This window comes from Thalassobacillus hwangdonensis (assembly GCF_042675915.1).
GTDB classification, from domain to species: domain Bacteria; phylum Bacillota; class Bacilli; order Bacillales; family Halobacillaceae; genus Thalassobacillus_A; species Thalassobacillus_A hwangdonensis.
Map to the genome: position 1 here is coordinate 169,648 of NZ_JBHTKL010000006.1, position 23,670 is coordinate 193,317.

General features: G+C 44.5%; 26 protein-coding genes. 8 read left to right on the forward strand and 18 right to left on the reverse strand.

All coding sequences use genetic code 11. The annotated features are described in order from the left end of the window. Window positions 1-127 precede the first annotated feature (127 nt). Window positions 128-1,108 (forward strand): permease, encoded by a 981-nt coding sequence (locus ACFQ2J_RS16350; protein WP_386064003.1) that lies wholly within the window; start codon window positions 128-130, stop codon window positions 1,106-1,108. Between the two features lie 45 nt (window positions 1,109-1,153). Further along, window positions 1,154-2,095 carry a TIGR03943 family putative permease subunit gene (locus tag ACFQ2J_RS16355; protein ID WP_386064006.1) on the forward strand — a complete coding sequence of 314 codons (942 nt, stop codon included), beginning with the start codon at window positions 1,154-1,156 and terminating at the stop codon, window positions 2,093-2,095. Between the two features lie 55 nt (window positions 2,096-2,150). Here ACFQ2J_RS16355 and ACFQ2J_RS16360 read toward each other — a convergent pair whose 3' ends face one another. Together ACFQ2J_RS16360 and ACFQ2J_RS16365 are read right to left on the reverse strand one after the other, a co-directional pair. After that, window positions 2,151-2,843 carry an amino acid ABC transporter permease gene (locus ACFQ2J_RS16360; protein ID WP_386063024.1) on the reverse strand — a complete coding sequence of 231 codons (693 nt, stop codon included), beginning with the start codon at window positions 2,841-2,843 and terminating at the stop codon, window positions 2,151-2,153. A 10-nt stretch (window positions 2,844-2,853) separates the two neighbouring features. Beyond that, window positions 2,854-3,726, reverse strand: a complete 873-nt coding sequence (locus ACFQ2J_RS16365) for a transporter substrate-binding domain-containing protein (protein ID WP_386063027.1) — start codon at window positions 3,724-3,726, stop codon at window positions 2,854-2,856. 321 nt (window positions 3,727-4,047) lie between these two features. Here ACFQ2J_RS16365 and ACFQ2J_RS16370 point away from each other — a divergent pair, with 321 nt between their 5' ends. Beyond that, window positions 4,048-5,979, forward strand: a complete 1,932-nt coding sequence (locus ACFQ2J_RS16370) for a heavy metal translocating P-type ATPase (protein WP_386063030.1) — start codon at window positions 4,048-4,050, stop codon at window positions 5,977-5,979. Between the two features lie 272 nt (window positions 5,980-6,251). Here ACFQ2J_RS16370 and ACFQ2J_RS16375 read toward each other — a convergent pair whose 3' ends face one another. The 3 genes from ACFQ2J_RS16375 to ACFQ2J_RS16385 are packed head-to-tail and all read right to left on the reverse strand — an operon-like array spanning window position 6,252 to window position 7,912. Next, window positions 6,252-7,085, reverse strand: a complete 834-nt coding sequence (locus ACFQ2J_RS16375; RefSeq protein ID WP_386063032.1) for a YihY/virulence factor BrkB family protein — start codon at window positions 7,083-7,085, stop codon at window positions 6,252-6,254. Between the two features lie 19 nt (window positions 7,086-7,104). Next, the gene (locus ACFQ2J_RS16380; protein WP_386063035.1) at window positions 7,105-7,428 is read right to left on the reverse strand and encodes a YtxH domain-containing protein; all 324 of its coding nucleotides are present in this window, start codon (window positions 7,426-7,428) and stop codon (window positions 7,105-7,107) included. Between the two features lie 16 nt (window positions 7,429-7,444). Then, complete coding sequence (locus ACFQ2J_RS16385; protein WP_386063037.1) at window positions 7,445-7,912, reverse strand: low molecular weight protein-tyrosine-phosphatase; 468 nt, start codon at window positions 7,910-7,912, stop codon at window positions 7,445-7,447. A 202-nt stretch (window positions 7,913-8,114) separates the two neighbouring features. Here ACFQ2J_RS16385 and ACFQ2J_RS16390 point away from each other — a divergent pair, with 202 nt between their 5' ends. Further along, window positions 8,115-9,473: an alanine/glycine:cation symporter family protein gene (locus tag ACFQ2J_RS16390; protein ID WP_386063039.1), complete on the forward strand. Its 1,359-nt coding sequence runs from the start codon at window positions 8,115-8,117 to the stop codon at window positions 9,471-9,473. Between the two features lie 39 nt (window positions 9,474-9,512). Here ACFQ2J_RS16390 and ACFQ2J_RS16395 read toward each other — a convergent pair whose 3' ends face one another. From ACFQ2J_RS16395 to ACFQ2J_RS16455, 13 genes are all read right to left on the reverse strand, one after another. After that, window positions 9,513-11,738, reverse strand: coding sequence for a sensor domain-containing protein (locus ACFQ2J_RS16395; protein ID WP_386063041.1), 2,226 nt, complete (start codon window positions 11,736-11,738; stop codon window positions 9,513-9,515). A gap of 136 nt (window positions 11,739-11,874) precedes the next feature. After that, window positions 11,875-13,002 (reverse strand): hypothetical protein, encoded by a 1,128-nt coding sequence (locus ACFQ2J_RS16400; protein WP_386063044.1) that lies wholly within the window; start codon window positions 13,000-13,002, stop codon window positions 11,875-11,877. Continuing rightward, on the reverse strand, window positions 12,995-13,420 hold the full coding sequence (locus ACFQ2J_RS16405; RefSeq protein WP_386063047.1) for a zf-HC2 domain-containing protein: 426 nt from the start codon (window positions 13,418-13,420) through the stop codon (window positions 12,995-12,997). The genes ACFQ2J_RS16400 and ACFQ2J_RS16405 overlap by 8 nt, the downstream gene beginning before the upstream one ends. Beyond that, window positions 13,420-13,959: an RNA polymerase sigma factor gene (locus ACFQ2J_RS16410; RefSeq protein ID WP_386064008.1), complete on the reverse strand. Its 540-nt coding sequence runs from the start codon at window positions 13,957-13,959 to the stop codon at window positions 13,420-13,422. The genes ACFQ2J_RS16405 and ACFQ2J_RS16410 overlap by 1 nt, the downstream gene beginning before the upstream one ends. A 129-nt stretch (window positions 13,960-14,088) precedes the next feature. Further along, on the reverse strand, window positions 14,089-14,757 hold the full coding sequence (locus ACFQ2J_RS16415) for an SOS response-associated peptidase (protein WP_386063049.1): 669 nt from the start codon (window positions 14,755-14,757) through the stop codon (window positions 14,089-14,091). A 44-nt stretch (window positions 14,758-14,801) separates the two neighbouring features. Next, window positions 14,802-15,536, reverse strand: a complete 735-nt coding sequence (locus ACFQ2J_RS16420; RefSeq protein WP_386063052.1) for a lysophospholipid acyltransferase family protein — start codon at window positions 15,534-15,536, stop codon at window positions 14,802-14,804. Window positions 15,537-15,686: 150 nt separating this feature from the next. Beyond that, window positions 15,687-16,355, reverse strand: a complete 669-nt coding sequence (locus tag ACFQ2J_RS16425; protein WP_386063055.1) for a TetR/AcrR family transcriptional regulator — start codon at window positions 16,353-16,355, stop codon at window positions 15,687-15,689. A 31-nt stretch (window positions 16,356-16,386) separates the two neighbouring features. Beyond that, window positions 16,387-17,412, reverse strand: a complete 1,026-nt coding sequence (locus tag ACFQ2J_RS16430; RefSeq protein WP_386063058.1) for an ABC transporter permease — start codon at window positions 17,410-17,412, stop codon at window positions 16,387-16,389. Beyond that, window positions 17,409-18,131: an ABC transporter ATP-binding protein gene (locus tag ACFQ2J_RS16435; RefSeq protein ID WP_386063061.1), complete on the reverse strand. Its 723-nt coding sequence runs from the start codon at window positions 18,129-18,131 to the stop codon at window positions 17,409-17,411. The genes ACFQ2J_RS16430 and ACFQ2J_RS16435 overlap by 4 nt, the downstream gene beginning before the upstream one ends. A 149-nt stretch (window positions 18,132-18,280) precedes the next feature. After that, a complete protein-coding gene (locus ACFQ2J_RS16440; protein WP_386063064.1) occupies window positions 18,281-18,652 on the reverse strand; it encodes a DnaJ family domain-containing protein in 372 nt (123 codons plus the stop codon). Between the two features lie 120 nt (window positions 18,653-18,772). After that, a complete protein-coding gene (locus ACFQ2J_RS16445; RefSeq protein WP_386063067.1) occupies window positions 18,773-19,576 on the reverse strand; it encodes a CAP domain-containing protein in 804 nt (267 codons plus the stop codon). 248 nt (window positions 19,577-19,824) lie between these two features. Beyond that, complete coding sequence (locus ACFQ2J_RS16450; RefSeq protein ID WP_386063070.1) at window positions 19,825-20,475, reverse strand: MOSC domain-containing protein; 651 nt, start codon at window positions 20,473-20,475, stop codon at window positions 19,825-19,827. Then, window positions 20,462-21,208: a YkgJ family cysteine cluster protein gene (locus tag ACFQ2J_RS16455; RefSeq protein ID WP_386063072.1), complete on the reverse strand. Its 747-nt coding sequence runs from the start codon at window positions 21,206-21,208 to the stop codon at window positions 20,462-20,464. Before ACFQ2J_RS16455 ends, ACFQ2J_RS16450 begins: the two co-directional genes overlap by 14 nt. A 180-nt stretch (window positions 21,209-21,388) precedes the next feature. Between ACFQ2J_RS16455 and ACFQ2J_RS16460 the strand changes: the two genes are divergently transcribed. The 4 genes from ACFQ2J_RS16460 (at window position 21,389) to ACFQ2J_RS16475 (ending at window position 23,563) form a co-directional block, all read left to right on the forward strand. After that, the gene (locus ACFQ2J_RS16460) at window positions 21,389-21,517 is read left to right on the forward strand and encodes a YflJ family protein (protein WP_386063075.1); all 129 of its coding nucleotides are present in this window, start codon (window positions 21,389-21,391) and stop codon (window positions 21,515-21,517) included. A gap of 175 nt (window positions 21,518-21,692) precedes the next feature. Then, window positions 21,693-22,700 carry a rod-share determining protein MreBH gene (gene mreBH / locus ACFQ2J_RS16465; RefSeq protein WP_386063078.1) on the forward strand — a complete coding sequence of 336 codons (1,008 nt, stop codon included), beginning with the start codon at window positions 21,693-21,695 and terminating at the stop codon, window positions 22,698-22,700. Window positions 22,701-22,800: 100 nt separating this feature from the next. Further along, window positions 22,801-23,103: a hypothetical protein gene (locus ACFQ2J_RS16470; protein WP_386063081.1), complete on the forward strand. Its 303-nt coding sequence runs from the start codon at window positions 22,801-22,803 to the stop codon at window positions 23,101-23,103. Between the two features lie 82 nt (window positions 23,104-23,185). Continuing rightward, window positions 23,186-23,563 carry a DUF1428 family protein gene (locus ACFQ2J_RS16475; RefSeq protein WP_386063084.1) on the forward strand — a complete coding sequence of 126 codons (378 nt, stop codon included), beginning with the start codon at window positions 23,186-23,188 and terminating at the stop codon, window positions 23,561-23,563. Window positions 23,564-23,670: the final 107 nt, after the last annotated feature.

Genomic DNA, 23,670 nt, shown 5'->3' on the forward strand with positions numbered 1-23,670 from the left:
TTCAGTTGAATTTTGAATTGACAATTCACATAGAATTGTATTTAATTATAGTTGCTAAATCAAAGTGATTACTATTTAAATCCTATTATACTATACAGGAGGGAACCGATTGTTTCAACATCTACGCATGAATAAAACATACATAGGATACCTTTTGCTCTTTATCTTCCTGATGTTTTTCTTGTTCGCTGATCAACTGGACATAAAAAACAGAATCGACATACCCTCTCGCCTTCTCGATATGAACACCATATTTTTCAGCATTTTCCTTGAAGCGATACCATTCGTCCTCTTAGGCGTTTTTATTTCAGCCCTGATTCAAACGTTTGTGAAAGAGAACACCTTGAATAAGTTCATCCCTTCAAACCCGGTGCTGGCTCTGTTTCCAGCAGTTGTCATTGGAGCAATCTTTCCAATATGTGAATGTGCAATCGTTCCGATAGTCAGAAGACTTATAACAAAAGGGATGCCGCTACATGTCGGTTTTGTTATCCTGGTTTCGGCACCTATCCTGAATCCGATTGTGTTTCTATCAACATTCTATGCCTTCCAGACGGACCTATCGATTGCCTACGCGAGGATGGGACTGGCTTTTGTTATCTCACTTATCATCGGTGCAATCATTTATCAGCGATTCGGAAACTCCAATCAGTTGAAGAATGAAGGAAGTCATATGACGCATATACATGACCATGGACATTCGAACAAGCTGAAAGAAACCTTATATCATGCCAGCGATGAGTTTTTCGATATGGGAAAATTCCTTCTTATCGGTGCGCTTGTCGCCAGTGGCATTCAAACGTTCATGTCCCGGGAATTCCTTTTGGACCTAGGAAGCGGTATGCTTGCCGGACCCGCAGTCATGATGGGACTAGCTTTCTTCCTATCTCTTTGTTCAGAAGCGGATGCATTCGTCGCTTCCACATTTAAAGGAATGTTCTCATCAAGTTCCCTGCTCGCTTTTCTTGTTTATGGTCCAATGATCGACCTTAAAAATACGATTCTGATGCTGGCTTACTTTAAAGCAGCATTCGTTCTGCGTTTCATCCTGATCGTAACGACTACCGTATTCACTGTCATTGTGCTTTATCAATACTTTTTAGTATAGGAGGCGTCGAAAATCGGAAACCATCATCAGTTCATCAGAAGCGTCATTCTGTTAGGATTCACTTTGCTTGTTATCAAACTTCTGATCACAGGAGATATTTATAAATTCATCGCACCACGGATGATGCCTTATTTTTACTTCACCGTTACGGTACTCATCCTATTGGGAAGCATCCAATTCCTGCGCAGCAATGCAGAGGATGATGCGGAATCGGATTGTGGTTGTGTACATCATACCTACCAGGGTTCCAAAGGGAAATCGTTTTTCGTCTACAGTTTATTCATTCTTCCTATAGTGACCGGATTCATGTTCTCCGATCATGTGATGGGAAGCTCCGCAGCAGCAAGTAAAGGTTTCAAATATGAGGTACGCTCGTCTTCAACGAAAGAAACGATTACGAATGAAGGCTCTGCCGAGACTACAATCGAACCAGGGGTCACCACTCGCTCTGAATCCACTGCCCCTCCTGAATTGGATGACAGTGATAAGACTGATGAGATCACACCTGATACTTATACGGAAGATGATTTTGTAGAGATTGATGAAGAGGACATTGTCATTCTCACCCCACAAGTCAGGTACCCCGAGTTATATGAACAATTGTTACAAAGCGAACGGATCGTCATGAATGAAGACAACTATATCGGAGTGATTTCGATACTAGAGGAATCACCGGATCTCTTTGCAGGGAAAGAGATTGAAATGAATGGCTTCGTATTCAGAGAAGACGGCTTCCCTGATGGACAAATCGTCGTCGGTCGATTCGGCATCAGTTGTTGTGCCGCTGACGGTGCCATCTACGGCATTCTTACAGAAGGTGGAGGTGCAACCAACTTAAAGAACGACCAGTGGGTAAGAGTGTCAGGCAAGCTTGAACAGGTCGAGTTCAACGGGTGGACATTACCACTGATCATCATGGATACAGCAGAAAAAATCGAACAGCCGAAAGAACCATATGTGTATGAAGAATTTGAATTTGGCGGATAACAAGTGAAGAAAATCAGAAAATGCATCCCCGGCTTCGGCCAGGGATGCATTATTTTTACAAGTATTTATCATATCGTTTTTCCAAGTAATCCTGAAGCGCTGAGAATACCATCGTCAATGGCCAATAGATCAATGCAGCCAAAATGTACATCGTCATTGAATCATAGTTTCTGCCTGCGACGATCTGAGCTTTATTGAACAATTCAGGCACGGAAATCATAGCTGCTAATGAAGTCGCCTTCAGCAAATCTAGAAACACATTGGCTAGTGGCGGGATGGCAATGCGAGTGGCCTGCGGCAGAATGATCCTTCGCATCGTCGTCCAATAAGTGAAGCCGAGTGCCTGTGCGGATTCCCATTGACCTTCATCGACACTGTTCAAAGAGGAACGGTTGATTTCAGCGATATATGCAGCAGAGTTCAATCCGAACCCAAGTACAGCCGCAAGAATAGCGGTAAGTTCAATCCCTACTACGGGCAACCCGAAGTAAAGGATGAACAGAAATACAAGGATCGGCGTCCCACGCATGAAAGATATATACACACGCGCGGGCCACCTGAGTATCCTATTGGTAGAACGCCTTGCTACCGCAATGAAAAATCCCAGCACAAGGCCAAGTATCATACCGAGAACAGCGACCAGAATTGTGAGGGGAACGCCCCCGAGCACAAACGGGAGACTTTCCCACGCAGTTTCGGCGTTGAAAAGCTCACTGACTTCCACCCTGCTTATTTCATAACCGAACATCATCCATCACCTATAGATCTAGGCCTTCGATTTCCTGGATATCCTCTTCCGGTTTCTCGGATGCATCTTTTCCACCGAAGAACTCTTTGGACAACTCAGTCAATGTACCATCTTCACGCATTTCCTTAAGGGTTTCATTCACTTTTTCTTCAAGTGTAGGAGCATCCTTAGGCATGACTACAGATGAGCTAGTCGGATAGAACTTCAAGTCAGGATGCAAGGTTACATCAATTTCAGGCAGAGCTTTCAACGCAAGCGACTGCAAGTAGTAATCATTGATAATCAGATCCGTACGTCCCTGCTCGACATCACGCAGGTATACATCATTGGTTACATTTCCGTACGTCTTCAATTCAGCTCCGAAGTGCTCGGAAATCTGAGCGAAGACCGTCGTTGCTGCACCACCAGCAACCTTTCCTTCCAAATCTTCAAGAGTTTCAATTCCGGAAAGGTCGTCTTCACGGACAATCATTGTTGAATAGGAGTACTTATATGGTTCACTGAATGTAAATTCTTCAGCACGTTTTTCAGTTTCTTCCATATCATTGATTGCCATGTCGATCCGGCCACTCTTGATTGCTGCAAGAATTCCATCTACGCCGTATTCTTCGAATTTCAATTCAAGGTCAAGGCGCTTGGCAATTTCACGCATGATTTCTACATCATATCCAGTCAATTCATTTGAATCTTCAGGATAATAGGAAGCAGGAAACAGCGTTCCAGAAGTACCAACGACGATTTCGCCCTTCTCCTTGATCTCGCTCCATGCGGAGTCTTCCTTCTTATCGTCACCTGAAGCATTTTGCTCACTATCAGAGCCACATGCTGCTAGGAGGACGGCAGTAAGTAAAGTAAGTATGAAAAAGAGTCCTTTGTTTTTCATAGGTGTTGCCCCTCTCTTATATTTTTTACACACCTACTCAATATAGCAACCGCAGTATTTGAATGCAAATCGTCTGCACTAAAAAATCAAAGCTGAATTTTTCCTTGTAAATGTAAAAACGGCTTGACGAAAGTGAAGAATGTGCTATGATAATAACAGATACTAAATTAAAATTATTTTAAATAAATGCGCTGTCCCCTACACAGGTGGCAGCTTTCGTAATTTTACAGGCTAATTGATGTTGATTCGCATTCTCATTTAGAATGCAAGAAGTAAATGACGTTGATTACCATTCTCAATTAAAAAAGGGAGTTGAGAAAATTGAGTACTGAAGCACGAGCAATTAGTAGTAATCGTTCAAGTTCATCCAATTTAAAGGAAATGAAACTGATGGCTTTCATGAAGGTTCACGGGGAACTGGTCGCTGCCATCCTCAGTGGGGTTCTGATCCTCACCGCCTGGATCGGTGAAAATCAACTGTCGGGTACCGCTTATGTCATCCTTCATTTACTCGCATTTGTCATTGGTGGTTTCGCGAAGGCGAAAGAAGGTATCGAGGAAACGATTGCTGATAAAGAATTGAATGTCGAGATGCTGATGATTTTTGCAGCCGTCGGTTCAGCAATTATTGGTTATTGGACAGAAGGCGCGATACTTATCTTCATCTTCGCACTGAGCGGTGCACTCGAGACATATACGATGAATAAAAGCCAGCGGGAAATTTCCTCCCTGATGGATTTGCAGCCGGAAGAAGCGTTGCTGATATCAGATGGTACAGAACAATTGGTTGCCGTCAGCGAACTCTCCATCGGTGACAGAATTCTTGTAAAAGCAGGCGAACGGGTGCCTGCAGATGGAAAAGTCGTCAAAGGCATGACGACGATCGATGAAAGTGCCATCACAGGGGAGTCTGTGCCAGTTACGAAAAATGAAAATAACGAAGTATTTGCAGGTACGGTGAACATCAACGGAAGCATTACAGTAGAAATCACTAAGCCAACCAATGAAACACTGTTCCAGAAAATCATCCAGCTTGTTCAATCCGCACAAAGTGAAAAATCCCCCTCCCAGCTGTTCATTGAACGGTTTGAAGGCACGTATGTAAAAGTCATTTTGCTTGCCGTAGGGGTGATGATGTTTCTTCCCCATTTCCTGTTCGGCTGGAGCTGGACGGACACGATCTACCGGGCAATGATCCTGTTAGTTGTTGCATCCCCTTGTGCGTTAGTAGCATCGATCATGCCGGCCACTCTTTCCGCTATCTCTAATGGAGCAAGGAACGGAGTGCTTTTCAAAGGTGGGGTACACTTGGAAAACCTCTCCCACCTTCAGGCGATTGCATTCGATAAAACTGGAACGTTGACGAAAGGAAAACCTGAAGTAACAGATGTCCACCTACGTGAAGAAGCGGATGAAGCTGCCGTTCTGTCAGCTGTTCATGCGATCGAACGTGAGTCCAATCATCCACTAGCCCAAGCGATCGTACAGCATTCAGTCGGAGTCTCCGGTTTTGAGAAACTTGCAGCGGACAATGTCCAGGACATCGCCGGAAACGGCGTAACCGCTGAAGTACTAGGTATGAAATGGAAAATCGGTAAAGCTGGATTTGTAGGAGAAGAAGATGCAGCGGCATTCAATGATGGCATTGCAGAACGCCTTGCCGAACAAGGGAAAACCGTCGTATTCGCCGCTGATGAACACGGTATAGCCGGTCTGATCGCCTTGAAAGACACGGTTCGGGAAGAAGCAAAGCAGGCGATCCAAGTATTGAAATCCAATGGCATTTATACAGTCATGCTGACGGGTGACAATGAAACCACCGCAAAAGCCATTGCTGAAGAAGCCGGAATCGATAATTATGTAGCAGAGTGCCTACCGGAAGAAAAGGTCGAACAGATGAAAAAATTGAAAGCCTCCTTCGACAACGTCGGGATGGTCGGAGATGGAATCAACGATGCTCCCGCACTTGCAACTGCTAATGTAGGGATTGCCATGGGTGAAGGTACAGACGTGGCACTCGAGACAGCAGATGTTGTACTGATGAAAAATGATCTCCCTAAGATTGCAAATGCGATCAAGCTTTCTCAACGGATGAATAAAATCGTCAAGCAGAATGTCGTCTTCTCGATCAGCGTAATCATGCTTTTGATCATTTCAAACTTCCTGCAGGTACTTGATCTGCCTTTAGGCGTCATCGGACACGAAGGAAGCACAATTCTCGTCATCCTGAATGGATTGCGGTTATTGAAATAAATTAACTACAGCGCACCATTTGTTGGTGCGCTGTTTTTTAATTCTAAAATAAAGACCGGCACCACGGTGCCAGCCTTTTCTCAATTAATGAAAATCGTTCTGTTTGTTCGCAGAACTGCTTGTCTTATGCTTTGGAGCATCTGTCTTCTGCTTCTTATTGTTCTTATTATTGTGATTACGTTTATTATTACTCATGAGGTTCCCTCCTAAAGTGGAATCCTCTTTAGTTTTCCGCACAACCGCCACGATAATCGCGCCATTATTCGCCAACCTCAGCTATATATGGCAATCCTTCTTCGCCGGATCATCGCATTGATTTCACCGCCAACAATTATGATGATTCCAGAAAAATAAAACCAGATCATCAATACAATGACACCACCAAGACTGCCGTACATCGCTGAAAAGTTGCCCATACTCGACACATAGTAAGAGAACAACAGCGAAGCCAGCTGCCATCCAACAGTTGCAAAGACTGCACCATAGACAGTTTCGCGGAACTTCAATCGTTTATTGGGTGCGAGCACATATAGAAACGTCAGCACGACGAAAAAGATAATCGACGATATGATCCATCTTAATGCATTCCACGCTTCTATGAACCCATCGCTGAAGCCGATAAACGAAAATAAATAGACACCAATCGCCTTTCCAAACACGGGAAGCAGGAAAGCTACCCCAATGATTACGACCATTGCAATCGTCAGAATGATGGCAATGATCCTTCCGACAACAAAGGACCTGCTCTCTTCCACATCGTAGGCTCGATTGAATGCACGCATGATCGCATTGACCCCATTGGAGGCAGACCAGAGCGTTCCAATCAGACCTATGGAAAGGAGCCCTCCATTTCGGCTGTTCACAAGCTCCGTCACATTTTCCTGGATGAGTGTGTACGATTCACTCGGTGCGTAGGTTGAAATGAAGATCAATAATTGATCGGTCGAGATTTTCATATACCCTAACAACGTTACAAGGAAAATCATGAAGGGGAATAGGGACAATAAGAAAAAATAGGCAAGCTGGGCTGCCATGCCTGCCACATCATCTTCCCCAAATCGGGCCATAAATTCTTTGCCGAAACTCATATGTCTCCATTCGCCCATATTACCCCTCCGTTACTTGTTACGAAGCATCCTGCTGCACGCTTTTGTAATCATCGTCTGCTACTTGATCGATTTCACTTACTTTTTCAAGAATGTCTTCAAGCTTTTCCAATGCTTCTAATATATCCTGGGCGCCTTCCGCTAATCGCGAACCAAACTGCTCATACTGCAGTCGGAATGCTCGCACCGCTTCTGATGGGTGCTGGGTGAAGTTCCTGGCAGATCCTCCCGCCCGCTTAGCACCACTTACTACATGGTTACGTGTCCCCTGATCAAGTAATGCAAAGACTCCACCGACAGCCGCTCCAATCAACATGCTTTTCCATAGTTTATGCTCGGACATGAATAAATTCCTCCTTTTAAAGATTTTGCTCTTTTTTTATTTTCTGCAACAATCGCTTAGACCCTTCTGAAACAAGCTCGAAAACATAATCAAAATTATTGGTGAAGTACGGATCGGGGACATCCTTTTCCTTTGAATCATCCACAAGATCAAGCAGGCGCAGGACCTGGCTGACATCATCATTACGGATGGCATGCAGATCACTTATATTCTTTTCATCCATCGCAACTAAGTAATCAAACTCATCCCAGTCCTTTTCCTCCACTTGTCTTGCACTCATGTTTTCAAAAGGAATTCCGTTCTGTGACAATATTTTTTGTGTCCCTTCGTGCGGAGGGTCACCGATATGCCAATGACCGATCCCAGCGGAGTCAACGTTGATTTCTTTTTCTAATCCTTCTCTTTCAACAAGGTTTCGGAAAATCCCTTCCGCCATCGGTGAACGACAGATGTTTCCCAGACAGACAAATAACACCTTAATCATATCTCTCCCCCATTCCACAAACTTTTCTTCATCTTTTCAAATTCCATTATACGGTATTTCTCTATACGTAATGAATTCCCTTTCCTGACGGCAATAAACCGGACAAGGTAAGAATGAATTCAGGAAACTGCTTGACATTCTTCATAAATTTTCGGAATATTTTATATATATACAAATTTTATAGGACAGGGGGAAATTGAATATGCAAGAGGTATTGAATCAGATTTCCGGTATTGTATGGGGACCTTTTCTATTGATCCTTCTAGTGGGTACCGGTGTCTATCTCACGCTTCGATTGGGATTTCTTCAATTTCGATCGCTGGGTTATGCATTGAAGCTTGCGTTCAGCCCAGGCAAACAGGACAAGAAATCCAAAGGGGATATTTCCCACTACCAGGCATTGACTACTGCAATGGCTGCGACAATCGGAACCGGTAACATCGCCGGGGTTGCTACGGCGGTCGTTCTTGGTGGTCCTGGGGCAGTATTCTGGATGTGGATCACTGCAGTATTTGGAATGGCGACGAAATATGCCGAGGCGATCCTTGCCGTCAAATACAGGACCACAGACAAAAACGGACAGATCTCCGGTGGTCCGATGTATTACTTAGAACGTGGATTGAAACAGAAATGGCTCGCAATCCTATTCGCCCTTTTTGGTGCCATTGCAGCATTCGGAATCGGAAACATGGTGCAATCCAACTCCGTATCCGACGCACTCGTTCAGACATTCTCGATTCCTACATGGGTGACTGGAGTAGTGCTTACTGCGCTCGCAGCGCTAGTGTTACTTGGCGGAATCAAGAGTATTGGTAAAGTGACTTCATTCTTTGTTCCGATTATGGCTTTATTTTATGTAATTGGTGCACTTATTATCATCTTCATGAACTTGGAATTAGTACCAGGAGCATTTGCGACGATCTTTACCGATGCATTTACTGGAAGCGCGATTGGTGGGGGACTTTTAGGTACGGCAATCCGTTATGGTGTCGCTCGTGGAGTGTTCTCGAATGAGGCAGGACTAGGTTCTGCACCGATCGCAGCAGCTGCAGCGAAAACGGATTACCCTGGTCGTCAGGCGCTTGTCTCCATGACACAGGTGCTGATCGATACACTAATCGTCTGTACAATGACTGGATTGACAATCGTCATGGCGAACCAGTACGGTGGCGGTCTTGATGGTGCCGATTTGACATCTGCATCGTTCGAAGTCTTCCTGGGTAGTGCAGGTGGATACATCGTAGCAATCGGCCTTGTCTTCTTCGCTTTCTCAACGATTGTCGGCTGGTCTTATTACGGAGAAAAGTGTTTCGGTTACCTGACGAATGATAGAGGCTTGGGAATCTACAAAATTCTATTTGTTGGCTTCGTCTTCGTCGGAGCAATCGTCCAACTTGATCTTGTCTGGACATTTGCTGATATTATGAACGGCCTAATGGCGTTCCCAAACTTGATTGGACTTCTCTTCCTATCCGGAGTAGTAGCATCGGAAACGAAGAAGTTCCTTGCTGTAGCGAAAAAGGAAAAGCAGGCAGAACGCGAAGCAAAATACTCATCTTAATACACAAAAAATCTCGGAAGCAGATACTTCCGAGATTTTTTATTTTTCCAGTTTCGGACTGGGTACTGAAGCGGGAGCACTTACCTCATATCTCCGCTTCGGCATCAGCATTTTTTCGAACTCATGTGGCGGTAGTGGCCTGCTGTAATGGTATCCTTGATAAAGGTCACAGCCGATTTCTTCGAGAAATTCGAGAATAGACGCTGTTTCCACTCCTTCAGCGACTACTTCCATCTGGAACGTATGACCGAGCTGAATCATCGCTTTTACGATTTCTGCATCACTCGGGTCTGTTTCGACGTCTTTGATGAAGCTTTGATCGATTTTAAGGAAATTGATCGGAAACTTCCGTAAATATCCCAATGACGAATACCCTGTCCCAAAGTCGTCGATCGACAATGAAATGCCCATCGCTTTCAACTCCTGCATCGTTTTGATGCATTCTTCGGTATTCTGCATGATACTGTTTTCCGTTATTTCAATCTCCAAATGTTGCGGAGGCATACCTGTCTCCTCAAGGATCCTTTTCACCCTTGCAGAAAAGTCATGGCGCTGCAGCTCTACTGCTGACACATTGACCGCAACCCTTTCCGGCGCATAACCAAGCGACATCCATTCCTCATTCTGACGACAGGCTTCTTTTAATACCCATTCTCCAACTTGCACGATCAAGCCTGTTTCCTCAGCTAGAGGGATAAACTTATTAGGTGGGATGAACCCCTTTTCGTAATGGTGCCACCTGACCAATGCTTCCATTCCGCTTATTTGCCCGCTGATGATATCCACTTTAGGCTGGTAATACAATTCGAGCTCATTCTTGCTGATTGCTTCCCTGAGATCCCCTTCAAGAGAAACAAGGTCATTGTAGTACTCATTCATCTGGTCAGTATAGAATAACAGCCCATGACGGCCGTTCATTTTACAATAGTGCATTGCAATATCCGCATTGCCGATCAGCTTCTCCGGGGTGTCTCCCCCTTCCGGGTACTGAGCGACACCGATGCTTGCCGAGATGAAAAATTCTTTCCCCATCAGCATGATCGGCTGACCGATACTATGTAACATGTCGTTTCCAAGTTCACGGATTTCCTCCACCGTCAGCGTATGATTCATGACAATCATGAACTCATCTCCGCCAATCCGGTAGATTTCCCCATAATAACCGATGACTTCCGATAGACGTTCTGCCATAGTTTGCAGCACTTGATCGCCAGCCTTATGTCCAAGCGCATCATTAATGTACTTGAACCGATCCAGGTCACAGAACATGACAGTAACCTGACCTTGAGTATGATTCACTTGCTTCAATGCGCGCTCCAGATCAAGCTGAAGCTTCCTCCGATTCGGTAAATCCGTCAGTGCATCGTGATAAGCCATGTGCCTCACCCGCAGTTCCGCTTCCTCATGGACAGTGATATCCACCGAAGAGCCGATCACTTCAATCATTTCTCCTTGTTCCATGATTGGCGAAAGCGTCGTGTAAATATGTTTACCATTGTACTTATGTTTATAATTAATCTCCTGATTGTTGAAGGCTCGTTCGTACTTATCTTTCAGGAAAGCTACTTTTTCAGGAGCGAAGATCTCTTTCAGCTTCCTGCCTTGTACTTTCTCGGTTGTCAGTCCAAGCTCATGTGCCAGTTTCCCTTCAAAAAGTGTAAAGTAATATTCCCCTTCCTGATCGACTTCGACCTTGAAGATCAGGTTCACCATCGCATTGACGGTTCTCCTGAAGTCATTTTTCATTGCGTCGATCAATTGACCTTCCATCCGTTTGCTCTCTGTAATGTCGGTCCGGAAAGCGATGAAGGAATGCGGCTTGTCACTCTCATCCAAAAGCGGGACGATGGTTGTTTTCAACCAGAAGGTTTCCCCATGCTTATTGCGGTTGCAAACATCCCCATACCAGACCTTCCCAGACAGGATGGTCTCCCACATTTCCTGAAAAAAAGCTTCTTCATGGTGAGCTGACTTCAACATCCGGTGATTCCTGCCGATCAGTTCTGACCGCTCATAATTGGACAGGGTGCAAAAGTGATTGTCAACATAAGTAATCACACCATTTTTATCCGTTACCGTGATGGTCGTCGATTGATCCAGCGCATACTTCAAATCATGATAGGTTGAAATATATGTATGGATGAGTTTTTTCAGTTCTTCAATTTTCAATTGAGTTGCTTGGTTGTTTGCTTCATCTTCGAGGGAGTGAATCAAAGAAGAGATTTTCTCTCGATCAAATACCGTATCCAGATTCAAGATAGTCATAGACTCCACCTTTGTATGCATGATTTTACATTTATCGACAACCTTTCCATTATTATACCCGAAATGTCACATGAAAAAAAGACTATCCCATGGGAAAGATAGTCTTTTCAAAAACGAATTCAAGGTGCCTTTATGCCTAGTTCATTCTATAATCCTGACTGGTGGTCCCGGATTTTTTCCTGGAAGAAATCATCAGCTTCAGTCCAAGGCCGATCATAACCAGACTCACAACACCAATTTGCAAATACCGTTCATAGTAAAAGCCGATTTCGGCCGGGAAGTAATATTGCAACTGATTTGCGAATAAAGGCAGAATCAATTCTCCCAATAAGTAATATGCCCCGAAGAAAAACAGTCCAATACCGATCCATCCTCTATGGTTGAACAGATGCTTCACGACAGGTATATCTTCAGCTGTCCCCTCATTAACACGGCTCACCTGTTGAAGTGCATCAAAGAAGCTGAAAAACCAGATGACAGGAATCAGGAAAAGGAAAAGCGAAAGGCGAAGCACATCAAGAATATAGATCGACAATAGGAATCCGATCATCAGTTGCACCCCGCGCTTTTGCAGTCCAAGGTACAAGTGGCCAGCTCCTGGGAACATGGACAGGATCGTTGCAATCATCGTATTCTTTTTGCCACTTTGTCGATGCATTTCAAAGTCATCCATGATTGTCCGGTCTTTGACTTCTTCCCCTTGCTCCATTCGGTTCAATGACTGGATGGCATCAAACAGACTGTAAATCCAAATGATTGGCAAAGCCAAAAGAAATACCAGAAAGCCTCCCTGGTTGGTGATGATCGACACAAAGAAAATCATCGTACCGATCCCGACGAACCCGGCAAGGAAAGTCAGGCCACGCTGGTTCAACCCCAGATGGAAATGTCCTACCCCCGGAATGAAAGATAACAAAATCGTGTAGAACCTTTCATGCTGTTGAGGGTTTGCAGGATTCGCCGTGTTGGACGTGTCTGGATTCGTTTGGCGTGCCGCCTGAACGCTTAGTATGTTCATTTCCATTAGCAGGGATATAATCATATCGAGTATGTTAATGCCCCAAATAAAAGCAGCAGCCATTAAAAGTAGATAACCTAATGGGTCGTTGTACGTCCCGAACTCCATAAGGATAAAAGCGCTTAGAAACAACGTTCCAAAGAATGCGAATGAGTAGAAAAGCCCTCTCAATTTTTTACCGAAATATAAATGTCCGAACCCTGGTATGAACGCCAGGAAAAAAGCGATGATCGGTGATTTATTCATTTTTGTCGTCCCCCTTTTTCATTCCATCCAGCAGCTCATTCGTCTGAGTCATCATCTTCTCGGTAATGGATGGAGCTTGCTTGAATTCTTTTTGATCTGCAAATGAAACCATTTCATGAAACAGCCCTGAGACTGTCAGGATCAGCGTCAAACCTGCTGCCGCTGAAAAATTGATCCACATCCGTTTTTTGCTGGATGCTGGTTGAGATGGAGCTACCTGATCTCCTATGACAGTCATTACTTCGTCTGTGAAAGACCCAGATAAGGTGATAGCCGGATCCCACTCCTCCATGGCGGTCAAATAGTCATGGAAGCAGGATTCACATTGTTCGAGATGGTGTTCCAATGCAAGCTTTTCTGATTCGTCCATAGTTTCCGATAGATAGGCAGACAGCTGTGTTTCTGTGAGATGCTTCATCAGAAATTCTCCTCCTTCCAATTGTGCTTCATCCACTTTCTCGCTCTGTAGAGTCGCATTTCCACCGTTTTTTCAGCCAGGTCAAAGGTCTGTGCGATTTCCTCATAGGACTTCCCATCGAGGTAGTAGGCCTTGACGACACCTTGAAAATTCTTCGGAATGCCATCAAGGTGACGCCTTATATTCCTGATTGATTCTTTCTGGAGCATTTCCTGTTCTGCACTTTCGCTGATGTGAATCGTTTGTTCATATGTAGAATCTGATAAGTCCTCTTTCCGTCTCGCTTCTTTGCGCTTATGATCAATCGCTTTATTCAATGCAATTCTGCTCAGCCATGTTTTGAACCCTTCTGATCGATAACCGGGGAGGGCGTCCATCATTTTAATGAATGTTTCCTGCGCAAGGTCTTCTGCAAGACGCTCATCCCGCACGACACCATACGCGACTTTAAAAACGTGATGCTTGTATCGTTCCACCAGCACTCGGATCGCTTGCTGGTTGCCGCTTCTGGCATGCTTGATTAGAAGTTCCTCCTGAATGTCAGCCCCCTCCTTTCGATCGCTTTTCTCTCTATATTACTTGACGAGTGATCGACCAGGAATCCCTACAAATTTTCAATAAAAAATCCATCCTGCGAATATTTTCACATGCTCGCAGGATGGACCATCTTAGTTTGCAATTGGCTCGATACACGTCGGACCTTCGTTCTTCGCGGAATTGACGTAATCACTCACATCGTAAGCATCAAGGTCTTCCATTTCCATTTGTTGAAGAAATTGAAGCGCTTGGTCAGGCTTCCACTTAGTAGGACTGATCCACTCGTCTTCCATTTCTTTCGGAAGGATGATCGGCATCCGGTTGTGGATCGGCTCCATGAAGGAATTCGCATCCTGAGTGAGGATCGTACAGGTAAACAATTCTTCATCCTCGCTCCCCCACTTATCCCATAAACCGGCAAACGCAAACAGACTGCGGTCCTTCAACGAAATTCGCTTTGCCTGTTTTTCCTTACCGTTGCGCTGCCATTCATAAAAGCTGTCGGCGATGATCAAACAGCGCTTACTGGTCATCAGACGCTTGAAGCTCGGCTTTTCGTGAGCAGTTTCGCTGCGGGCATTGATCATCTTATAGCCTATTTTTGGATCCTTCGCCCAGCCGGGAACAAGTCCCCACTTGAGAAAACCCGCTCGTTTTTCATTTCCATCATGGATGACTGCTACTACTTTTTGACCCGGCGCAATGTTGTACCTTGGTGTGTATCCGTTTATACGATGCTCCAGCCCAAATTCACGTAAAATCTCAACTTCTTCAGCCAGCAGTGTGTACCTTCCGCACATGGACAAACGCCTCCTTGATTGAAGTGTTTACGATTGAAATTCCTTTAATTCTCTTGGATCACTTTTAATTCATCGATCGCTTCTTTTATCTTGCTTTCTGCTTCTGCAGATAGTTCCGGAAGTTTGCGATCTGCATATTCTGACGGATTAATCGGGTGGCATACGTTCAAGTAGATATCCGCCGGTTTGATTTTCCCATCGTTTTGTTCCATTACTTTATAACTACCGTCGATTGCCACAGGGACAATCGGGACACCTGCTTTGACAGCCAGCCTGAAGCTTCCCGGTTTAAAAGGGAGTAAGTCGCTCGATTTCGATCGTGTTCCCTCCGGAAAAATCAGCATGGAGTGACCGTTTTTCAGGTTGTCGATAGCTCCGTTTAACGCCCGGACTGCCTGCCGTTTATCTGTACGATCGATGAAGACACTGTGGATCGCATTCATCCAGCCTTTTACGACCGGCCACTTTTCCATTTCGATTTTTGAGATGAACCCAAACGGTTTCTGTAAATGGCCAAGCAGGGCAAGAATATCGAAATTCCCTTGGTGATTGGCCACAAGCAGTGCAGGTCCCTCCGGCATTCGATCCTCGTTAATGACGCGTACTGTTGACCCGGATTGTCGGACAACTCCTCTTGCCCAATGTTTCGGCATTGCAAAAATCGCTTCATCCTTTTCCTTGGCAGGCATATCAGCCGGCAGTTTCTTTACCTTTCGTAATTCCGGAATGCTCCGGAACAAATAAGAAAAAGCATAAGTATATGTAAAAAGTCCCCTCATTTGCGATGAATCCCCCTTCAATTTCACCCCCCATTATACACGAAACATGCATAAATGGGGACAGTCCCTCAACGCTTTAAAGCACTGAGGGACTGTCCCCCCATTGCTTTACAGTATAAAAGCCTCGCCGGGTTGGCGAGGCTTTTGGATTCATTTATTGGATGATTCAGTTGATAAGCCGTGGAGCATGAATTCGATTGTCCGTTCCATTTCTGCTTCGTCATCCCAGTCTGCATCCGGCATGATGATGAATCTTGTAATCAAAAAACCGAATATCGTTGTCATCGTCATTCGAATGATCGTGTGGACGGGAAAATCAACCAAAATCCCTTCCTCCTGGTTTTTGTGAATCAATTCTTTGAAGCGTGGATAAGCCTTTTCCATGAATACCCCTTTAAAGGCAGTGTGTATTTCATTATGAAAGGCTGCTTCCTGAAGAAGAATTTTCAACATCGGCACATTTTTTTTGGCAAACTCATATCTGTTCCGCATGATTTTCCTTAATAAGTCCTTATAATCAGAAGGTGCTTCTGCAAATACTTGATTAATAAAATGGGTAGCAAAAAACGGCATCGCGACCTTCGTAATCATTGGCATTACAATGGACAGCAGCAAATCTTTCTTAGTTTTATAGTGACGGAAAATCGTTCCTTCCGCTACCTCCGCCCTCTTTGCTATTTCACTTGTCGAGGTGGCAGCATAGCCTTTTTCCGAAAAGATCTCGATCGCAGCTTCGAGAATTTTCGCTTGCTTAGGTGTAAGATCGGGTTCTTTTTCTGCAGCTTCGATCAATTGCTGCAAATACTGTTTTTCGTCCATATTCTGCCCCTCCTATCGCTTCATTCCTCTATTATAGACTGCGGTGCCGTTTCAATGCCACTATATTCAGCAAGATGAACACCAGGGCGAACCCGATAAGAATTACCAACTGAACGTATATTTCTTCGATTCCTTTTCCACGGATCATTACTTCCCTCAACGCTTCTGCTCCATAGGTGAGCGGCATCACTTTGCCGATTGCTCGAACCCAGGGCTCCATCGTGTCAAGGTTGAACATTCCGGAAAAGAAGACCTGAGGGACAATGACCAAAGGAATGAACTGGATCATTTGAAACTCATTTTTTGCATAAGCAGATAATAGCGTGCCAAGGCTCAGTGCAGTCATTGCGAGCAGGAAGGTGACAAGCATGACATACCAGAAGCTTCCGTCCATGAACATGCCAAGACCATAGATCGCATAGGCAGCAATGATCAAGGACTGGACGATCGTAAAGATTCCAAACCCTCCTAGATAACCTACGACAATTTCCCATCTTTTTAGCGGGGTGGATAACAGTCGCTCCAAAGTCCCTTGGGTACGTTCACGCAAAAACGACACCCCTCCTACAATAAACACGAAAAAGAAAACAAAAAATCCGATGAGGACCGGACCGACGTTATCAAATAGATTCAGATCGGAAGAACCATGCAAGTACTTGATCGTTGGATCAATGGTTTGTTGATCGGATGCCATCGACTTACTCGTTTGCTGAAGCAGCTTTTGAACGGCTGCATTAGCATTCGGATCACTTCCTTCGAGCTTTACCACAGGTTTGTTTTCACTCCATTGGATCGTAGCATCTATTTCTTTCTCCTCCAGAGCTTCATCTGCTTCATCCTGGGACATTGTTTCAATTACGGCATCGCCTGATTCAAGTGCTGTTTGAAAAGGGGCAGGAACATCAATTATCGCAATTTCAGGTTGATACGTATCCCCATCCAATACCAGCCACATTAATGTCAAAACTAAAAGTGGTGCAGCGATCATCAATGCAATGCTTCGCTTGTCACGTCTGAACTGGGCAAGAATTCGTTTGATCATTGCAATCGTCTTCATTTGCCTGCACCTCCGTATTGAAGAAATGCTTCCTCGATGGAATCTACTTGAACATTGTGTTTGAGATCATTAGGCGTCCCCTGCGCAATGATCGATCCGTCCCTTAACAATGCCAATCGGTCACATTTTTCTGCTTCATCCATCACGTGGGTGGTGACAATGATCGTTTTTCCGCTTTCTTTTAAACGATATAGTTCATTCCAAATCGATTGCCTTAAAATAGGATCAATTCCAACCGTTGGTTCATCCAGGATCAACACATCAGGTTCGTGAAGAAGTGCAGCTGCCAGTGACAGCCTTCTTTTCATTCCACCTGAGTAATTTTCAACGCGTTTATCCAAATGGTCCAGTAGATCCACTACTGCACCGAATTTCTGAATGGCATTTTTTCTCTCTGTCTTTTTCATCTCATAAATAGATGCAAAAAAGTCCAGATTTTCTCGCCCTGATAGTTCTGTGTATAAAGCATCTGATTGCGCCATGAATCCAATTTTCCTCATCTGTTGCAATGAAGGCATTATGGTCCCCTGAACAGTGGACGTTCCCCTGGTAGGGCTCAAAATTCCAGTTATGATTTTCACCAGTGTCGTTTTTCCAGCACCAGAAGGCCCCAACAAACCGAAAATTTCTCCATTCTTAACGGATAAATCTACATTATCCAGTACTACTTCCTTTCCAAATGAGTGAGCTACGTTGTGAAGATTGATGACCTCATTCATATGACCCCTCCTCCAAGCGAGTGATTACTCACTTCTATTATAACGAGTAGTGGAAATTTGTAAAGTGAGTAATCACTCACACTAATAATTTATGCATAAAAAGGGACAGTCCCTCAACGCTTTAAAGCGCTGAGGGACTGTCCCCCTATTCATAATCCCATTCGGTTGTTGATTTTATTTCCGTATGTCCGGAATGCGGATGACTGCTTCATCCTCCGCTTCTCCATCATCATTTGAAATCTCAGTTGTTTTTCTGTCAGCTGACGTCTATATTTCTCCTTCTGCTCAGGATCCTCACAATAGGCAATCATTTCTTCCAAACTGACAACTTCCTTCTTCAATTGCAATTCTTCAGGCAGGATATTAGCGTTCTTCAGGATACGATAACCCATCTTCAGCTCATCCGGGATATGCTCCAAATCATCTTTAGGCAAGGGCTTTCCCTTTCCGGGCAGGTTATCCAGTTCACCGTTTTGAATCGATTGCTTGATCTTTTCCTCGACAATAGAAGTGAAATCCATCGCGCATCCCCCCTATTAGAAATAATTACACTATCATTATAGCAGAAAAGGGGACAGTCCCTCTCCACTTTAAAGTGGTGAGGGACTGTCCCCGAATATGCACGGTTTATGCATAATCTATTATTTTCCGATGAATTGTTGTGTCCATACGTTACCGTTTTCTACATAGCCTACACCAATGTGTGTGAAGTCACTGCTCAAGATGTTCTTACGGTGACCTTCACTGTTCATCCATGCATTGACTACTTCCTGAGGAGAACGCTGACCTTTCGCAATGTTCTCTCCAGCAGTACGGTAATCAATACCAAATTGCTTCATCATATCGAATGGAGAACCGTAAGTCGGGCTATTGTGAGAGAAGTAACCATTCTGCGCCATGTCACGAGACTTTTCACGCGCTACTTTACTAAGCTCTGTATCTACTTTCAATGGCTGAAGACCGTTTTCCTGACGCTTCTGGTTCGTCAACTCTACTACCTGTTGTTCAAATTCGTTCAATTGACTGTTCTGATTCTGTTCTGCAGCTGGTTTTTCAGCTGGAGCTTCCTGTTGTTGTGGAGCTGGCTGAGCTGGTGCCGCAGGTGCTTCTGCTTTCTGCTCTGCCGGCTGCTCTTTAGGAGCTTCTTCTTTAGGCTGTTCTACCTTAGGCTTTGCAGGTGCTTCTTGTTTAGGCTGTTGTTGTGGAGCCTGAGGTGTCTGGAACTGCTTCCAGTCAATCTGATAATCTTTCAAAAAGCTGTTTACGAATTTATTGATATCTTCTTCAGAGAATGATCCCGCTCCGAAGTTAGATTGTACTTTATAGAATACTTTTGCTGATGGCTGAGCTTGCTGCCCGCTATCGGATTGTGCATTGGCTGCTGTTGCGCCCCCGAATACTAATGCTGTAGAAAGAGCAGCAACTGTAGTGATTTTTTTGAACATGTTGATGATCCTCTCCTTTTGCTTTTTTTGCTACATCAACATCATAGCATCCGTTTTTCGTAACAATCCGACCATAGATTTCCATCCAGCCCTACTAACCACCCAACACCTGCAAGTTCCTTGAATTATCAGACGTCTCACCACATACCATCCACGGTATAAACTGGAAGGTGCTGGTTATCTCTCTATTTTTTACATAAAAAAAGGCGTTGACACCTTTGTCAACGCTTTCGCTTTATTACAGACTGTTAATCGTATGTTACAAGTTTCTTCTCTAATGACTGCCTCAACCCCGCAGCCAACGCCTCACATTCCAGTATTCTCTTAATCTTATCCTTATTGTCCCGGTCATGATACTTCACGTCATTCACTTCCGTAATCGTGACTTGCCGGGCATCACTCTCAATCCGTTTAAGATCATCACCCGGTTTTACCTGGCCAGGTTCAAGCACACGTAAATAGCACCCAGTAAATCCAGTTTTCATCACTTGAGCAGGGAAATCGTCCAGCTCATGCGTCCGGGCAATTTTATAACAAGGCTGACGGGGTTCGGTCACTTGGAGCCTTGCCTCTCCTAATTGAAAAACATCCCCGATGCACAATGCATCCTCATCAATACCTGCTACGGAGAGATTTTCCCCGAACGAAGGAAAGGTAAACTCTTTCCCATACTTTTCCCCCCAGTAAGGGTAATGATCAGCAGGATAAAGACAGACCGCGCGATCCGGACCCCCATGATGCTTTTTATCCGCCTGTTCATCCCCATCAAAATGCAGCTCACCTAAATAGACAGGCTCATCTACTGGCTTTTTCTGAAAAGCTGTTTCCACCTCACCGTGGGAGGTTTCCATTACCATCGGTTTTCCGACATTGATGGAACATACGTTATAACGAGTCATCCTCCATCTCATCCCTTCGTTTGATCCAGGCTGGCAAATAATCATAACTCCACACGTCACTCGGGTAATCCACGAACAGCTCTTCACCGTTCTCATAAAGCGCCTGCATAATTTCATTGATACCCGCCATATAATGTTCGTACAAAAATTCGTAACTGAACGGTTCATCAGGCATATGATTCTCCGCACAAACTTTCGGATTGGCGTAATTCAAGTACGTTCTGCACGGTATCGGACGGATTTCATAAGCCATGCATGTCTCTGTTTCCGGATCGAGCATCGGGCAAGGAAGGTTCAATCGCTTGTAATTCAGCTTCGTGTCTTCCCCATTCAGGTCCATCCCAAGAGCGGTGTCCAACTTCGTTTTATGCTCGTCAAAATAGGACTCCCAGTGCTGATAGATTTTTTCTTTCCGATCAGAAGGAAACTTCTCGATTTCCTTCAGCATCATTTTCGCTTCCATTTTCGTAATGATGATCGGAAAATAGCAGCAAAAAGCACAGCCTTTGAAACAGCTCGGCTGCATCCCGACAGAGGCTTCCATCCGGTTGATTTCATGGTCGACTTCACTCAACAGGCGTTTGAAGCCATCAAGAATGACACTTTCGGTATCTTTGTCGCTATCTAACAGCTCATCTACAATCGCTTCAAAAAAACCTGGATCCAATTCATAGGTTTCATTCAATTTTCTGCATTTATCTATAATCTCCTGATGACTTAAATATTCGTTCATAATTGCGCTCCTTTGAATCTCTATACCCTGCATTATACATCGTCCTGCACCTTCACACCACATCTCTGGAAAAAGAATGGATTTTTCTCCTGTATACCCCTTTAAACCTAAAAAATGAGATGTTACAATGGCAATCGCATTCGGAAATGAAACGAAACTACTAACGAAAGGATGATAGAGATGCACGTAGGAAGCAAAGGCTGGTACGTACAAAAATTGAAAGAAAACGGTGTGAACACGATTCAAGGCAGAAAGGTTGAAAAGTATAAAAAACACATACTTGCAAACCTATTAGCCGAGAAGGAATAAATCACTTGATCAGGCAGGGTATCCCCCTGCCTTTTTTCATAGCTTTATAGCATACATCCTGAGTAGAAAGTCCGAAATTACAACTATCAATTATTACCACTAGGAAAACCCCCAGAATATGTAGTATCTTCGAGAATGTGTATAAGAGAATTTGTCATCTATGGAGGTACGTCTAATGTTATCTAATGCAGAAATCGGTATCGATTTAGGTACTGCAAATATACTCATCTATTCCAAGTCCAAAGGAATCATCCTCAATGAACCATCCGTCGTCGCTTTTAACACGGAAACGAAAGAAGTCGTAGCTGTCGGAGCAGAAGCCAAGCTTATGGTCGGTAAAACCCCACGGAACGTCATCCCTGTCCGCCCGTTGAAAGATGGCGTAATCGCTGATTATGATATGACAGCACAAATGTTGAAAGCGTTCCTGAAAAAGGCAAGCAAGACAACTGGTGTATCGATGCGAAAGCCTACAGTCGTCGTTTGTACACCGTCCGGTTCTACATCTGTTGAACGCCGTGCGATCGACAATGCGGTTAAAAGTTACGGAGCAAAGCACGTGCATTTGATCGAAGAACCGATTGCAGCAGCAATCGGCGCGGATCTTCCAGTCGATGAGCCAGTCGCAAACGTCATCGTCGACATCGGTGGTGGAACAAGTGAAGTAGCCATCATTTCCTTCGGTGGTGTCGTCTCCTGCCGTTCCATCCGTATGGGCGGAGATAAGATGGACGACGAAATCATCCAATATGTCCGCAAAGAGTACAACATCCTGATTGGTGAACGTACAGCAGAAAACATCAAGATGGAAATCGGTTATGCGCTGATCGACCACAAGGAAGAAACGATGGAAGTACGCGGAAGAGACATGGTTACAGGTCTTCCAAAAACCATTGAGCTAAGATCAACAGAAATCCAGCATGCACTTCGCGAGTCGCTGGAGCAGATCCTTGAAACGATCCGTGCTACCTTGGAAGACTGCCCACCTGAACTTAGTGGGGATATCGTAGACCAGGGAGTCATTCTTACAGGCGGTGGATCTTTGCTGAAAGGAATGCAGGCATGGCTTTCGGATGAGATCGTCGTACCGGTCCACATGGCACCAAGCCCGCTGGAGTCCGTTGCAATCGGTACAGGCCGCTCGTTGAAGATGATCATGAAGCTTCAAAAAGCAGCAAAATAAAACACGTTTCAGCACAAAGCATGGTTATGCTTTGTGCTTTTTTTATGGAAAAGTATATAATTATAGTAGGAATCATCTATATTTGTAAGGATGTGATGGTATGATCTCTACAGCTTTAAAATGGATTACAGGAATATTGGAAGGGTTATTGGCCATTCCTATTGTGGGTGGTTTATTCATTCTCGGGTCTGGCTGGCAGGCACTTCTGTTCATGTTCATATTCCACGCGGTAACACTCGGGTTTTCAATCAAGGACGGCCGTTTCAGCGTAGGAAGCGTCATTGGAATGGTAGCCAACCTGCTTGGAGTCATCCCGATTCTCGGATGGATGCTCCACACGTTGACTGCAATTGTGCTCGTCATTGACGCAGCAGTATCGAGTGCATCTCGCAAACGCGATTAATTTTACTCATTTTCTAAATATCAGGCAGGATTTTTGCAATAAATGTTGAAATAGATAACATTGGAAAATGGGGGAATTCGATATGTATACAATTCTATGCGTATTCCGAGTAAAGACAGAAGAGGAACAAGAATTTCTTGAAATTCAGCGCAAGACGGGCGAAATGCTTGTGAAGCACGGGGCACTTGATCATCGTCTGTTCTGTGGCGATCTCCTTACTGGAAGTCATGGTTCGATGGGCTTCCTGGATCTCATGGATGTCGAAGACCATGAACAGGTGTACCTTGTACAGACCGACTTCAAGTCGAAAACGCATTATAAAGAGGTCATGAAACGCTCGAAAACAGACGATCTTGTCGTCCATCTTGGAAATAAGCTTCAAAACACGGTGGATATCTCAAAGATGCTGAGTTCGACTTTCAATGCACCCAGCCCATCTGAATATGATGTGACAGGATAGGACAACCTTGATGGTTGTCCTTTTTTATTTGATTGGGTGGTGCGGTGCGGCGGTGCGTTCGCTCATAAAACCTGATTTCCGCCCATAAATTCGGATTTCCGCTCATA